Below are 3659 nucleotides of genomic sequence, written 5' to 3' on the forward strand. Positions count from 1 at the left end.
GACCCGCCCATCCTCAAGGAGGGCGACGTCCCGGTGTTCTGGGCCTGCGGCGTGACTCCGCAGGCGGCGGTGATGGCCTCGAAGCCAGACTTCGCCATCACCCATGCGCCCGGGCATATGTTCATCACGGACGTGCCCGACATCACGTACATGGTGTGAGCATGCCTGCGCGCGACACGGGTCGCATACGGGCGTCGGGCCCCGCGGATTCGCCGAGGAGGTCGGGCATGGACGGAACGGATGATGGGAGACCGAGGGCGGCATGCGGATCGATCTGAACAGCGACATGGGCGAGAGCTTCGGACGGTGGGGTCTTGGTGACGACGAGGCCCTGCTTGACGTCGTCTCCAGCGCGAACATCGCCTGCGGTTTCCATGCCGGGGACCCCTCGGTGATGCTGCGCACGGCGTCCGCCGCAGCGCGGCGCGGCGTGGCCATCGGGGCGCATGTGGCCTACCGGGATCTGCCGGGCTTCGGACGCCGCTTCATCGACGTACCCGCGGACGTGCTCACGGCGGACGTCATGTACCAGCTGTCCGCCATTCGCGGCATCGCCGCGTCCCAGGGGGCGTCCGTACGCTACGTCAAGCCGCACGGGGCCCTGTACAACCGCATCGCCACGGACGAGGTCCAGGCCGCGGCCGTCATCGAGGCCATCCGGGCGGTCGACCCGTCGCTCGCGCTGCTCACGCTTCCGGGCTCGGTGGTGGGCCGGCTCGCCAGGGATGCGGGGCTGACGGTGTTTCAGGAGGCCTTCGCCGACCGTGCCTACACGCCCGAAGGCCGTCTCGTTTCGCGTCGCATCCCCGGAGCGGTGATCGGCGACGTCGAGGAGGTCGCCTCCCGCGTGTCGCGGATGGTGCGTGAAGGCGTCGTCGAAGCCGCGGACGGAACCGTCGTCCCAGTGCGGGCCGATTCGGTCTGCGTGCACGGGGACAGCCCCGGGGCGGTGGCCATGGCCACGGCGGTGCGTCGCCGGCTCGTCGCCGACGGGGTCGACGTCCGCCCCTTCACGGAGGAGTGAGTCCATGCGCATCCTGCCGTCGGGCGACCATGCCCTGCTCGTCGAGGTCGATGGTCTGGATATGGCGCTGGGTCTGTACGCCCATCTTCGTCGCGTCATGCGGACCGACCCCGTCTTCGGCGCCGCCGTCGACTCCCTGGTTCCGGCGGCATCCACGGTCCTCGTCACGTACGATCCGCTCGTCCTGCCGAGGAGCGGGGTGGAATCCGTGATCGGCGCCTGGGACGGCTCGGCATCGCGGGCATCCGGTGGGCGTCGCATTCGCATCCCCGTGGCGTACGACGGCGAGGACCTCGAGGACGTCGCCGATATCCTCGGCATGTCGACGCAGGAGGTCGTGTCCCGCCATTCGGGGACGCCATGGACGGCGGCCTTCGTCGGCTTCGCCCCCGGCTTCGCCTATCTCACAGGAGGGGATCCCGCCTTCGACGTCCCCCGGCGCGACACGCCGCGTCTGCACGTCCCCGCGGGCGCCGTCGGGCTCGCCGGCGCCTACAGCGGCGTGTATCCGCGCGACAGCTCCGGCGGCTGGCGTCTCATCGGCGTCACCGACGTCCCCCTGTGGGACGAGACGGCCGATCCGCCGGCGCTCATCCGGCCAGGCGACGTCGTCGAGTTTGTGCCCGTCCATGCCCGCGCCGCGATGACGCAGGTCGGTGCCGCGCCCGCCGATCCGTATGCCGTGCCGGTCGCCCCTCCGGAGGCCGACGAGGGATCCACCGGGGAGGATGCGTCGGCGGGTCTTCGGGTGGTCTCCCCGGGCATGGCCGCTCTGATCGAGGACGACGGACGTCTGGCCGCCGACATGGGCGTCACGGGGTCGGGGGCGGCCGATCGCGCGGCCTTCCATACGGCCAACTCTCTTGTGGGGAACCCGGTCTCCGCCCCCGTCCTCGAGATCACCGGGGGAGGGGCCGCGTTCACCGCCGCAGGCGATGTGGTCGTCGCGGTGACGGGCGCCCGGGCCCCACTGACCATTCGCTCGGCGGAGGGAATCGTGGAATCCGTCCACGATCAGCGCCCTGTGCTTCTGCTTGACGGCGAAACGCTGCGGATCGGCGCTCTCGACGAGGGCTGGCGCGACTACGTCGCCCTGCGTGGCGGCATACGCGTCCGTCGGGTGCTGGGCAGCGCCTCCACGGACACGATGTCCGGCATCGGTCCCCGTCCTCTGGTCATCGGGGACGTCGTGGCGTCCTCCGATGAGCCCACGGCCACCGTGGGACGGCCTCTGCCGTGGTCGGCGCTTCCCGCCGTCGGCGGCGTCACCGATCTCGGCATCATCCCGGGTCCACGCGACGACTGGTTCACGCCGGATTCCCAGAAGGCCTTCCTGAGCTCCGTCTGGACGGTAACCGTCCGTTCCAACCGCGTCGGTCTGCGGCTCGACGGCGGCAGCCCACTGGTCCGGGTCAGGACGGGTGAGCTGAAAAGCGAGGGCACCGTTCCGGGTGCCGTGGAGATCCCCTCGGACGGCATGCCGGTGCTCTTCCTGCGTGACCAGCCGGTCACCGGAGGATATCCGGTCGTCGCCGTGCTCGACCGTCGGTCGCTGTCCATTGCCGGACAGCTTCCCCCGGGGGCCAGGGTGCGGTTCCGGCTCATCGATGCAATGGCCAATGCGACGGATGACGCGGACGAAACGACGGGGGTCCGACGATGAGACGGACACGATTCCGGATCGACGGGTGCCGGTGGGACGCCGGACGGGCGAGGAGTTCACGAAGGGAGCGTCGGTGATGGCACGAGTGACAAGGGTTCTGGTCGCCAACAGGGGCGAGATCGCGGTGAGGGTCATCCATGCCTGCCATGACACGGGCAGAACGGCCATCGTCGTGTACGCCGACCCCGACGCGGACTCCCTCGCCGTGCGCCTTGCCGACGAGGCCTATGCGCTTCCCGGCTCCGCTCCTCGCGAGACGTATCTGAACATTCCGGCGATCGTCGAGGTCGCCCGCCGCGCGCATGCCGACGCCGTCCATCCCGGCTACGGGTTCCTCTCGGAGAACGCGGACTTCGCCCAGGCCGTCCTCGACGCCGGACTCGTCTGGATCGGCCCGAGCCCCGAGACGATCCGAGTCCTCGGGGACAAGGTGGCCGCCCGACGCATCGCGGCGAAGGTCGGGGCCCCCATGGCGCCCGGGACCACCGAGCCCGTCCACGACCCGAGGCAGGTCGTGGACTTCGCACGCGAGCACGGCCTGCCCGTCGCCATCAAGGCAGTGCACGGAGGCGGCGGACGTGGGCTCAAGGTCGTGCGCCGGCCCGAGGAGGTCGAGGAGGCCTTCCTGTCCGCCACCCGCGAGGCCGAGGAGGCCTTCGGCAACGGCGACTGCTTCATTGAACGCTTCCTTGACGCCCCTCGCCATGTCGAGGTTCAGGTGCTTGGCGACCTGCGCGGCAGGGTCGTCGCCGTGGGCACGCGCGACTGCTCGCTGCAGAGGCGCAACCAGAAGCTCATCGAGGAGGCCCCCGCGCCCTTCCTGCCCGACGGCACGACCGACCGGCTGTGCCGGGCCGCCGTCGCCATCTGCGAGGAGGCCGGGTACGTGGGCGCCGGAACGGTCGAGTTCCTCGTCGACCCCGACGGCACCATGTCCTTCATGGAGGTCAACACCCGCATCCAGGTCGAGCA

At 70.5% G+C, this 3659-nt stretch carries 4 protein-coding genes; all 4 read left to right on the top strand.

Translation table 11 applies throughout. The annotated features are described in order from the left end of the window. On the top strand, positions 1-159 hold a 159-nt coding region (locus RWX87_RS06665), incomplete at its 5' end, for a D-glutamate cyclase family protein (protein ID WP_314688817.1). Positions 160-262: 103 nt separating this feature from the next. Continuing rightward, entirely contained in the window at positions 263-1024 is a 762-nt protein-coding gene (locus tag RWX87_RS06670; RefSeq protein ID WP_314688812.1) for a 5-oxoprolinase subunit PxpA, read from the top strand. A gap of 4 nt (positions 1025-1028) precedes the next feature. Continuing rightward, positions 1029-2687 (top strand): urea amidolyase family protein, encoded by a 1659-nt coding sequence (locus tag RWX87_RS06675; protein ID WP_314688814.1) that lies wholly within the window; start codon positions 1029-1031, stop codon positions 2685-2687. Between the two features lie 85 nt (positions 2688-2772). Next, the coding region (locus RWX87_RS06680; RefSeq protein ID WP_399552337.1) for a biotin carboxylase N-terminal domain-containing protein at positions 2773-3659 on the top strand (887 nt) is incomplete at its 3' end.

Origin of the sequence: uncultured Bifidobacterium sp. (assembly GCF_963540075.1) — a bacterium.
Taxonomy (GTDB): domain Bacteria; phylum Actinomycetota; class Actinomycetes; order Actinomycetales; family Bifidobacteriaceae; genus Bifidobacterium.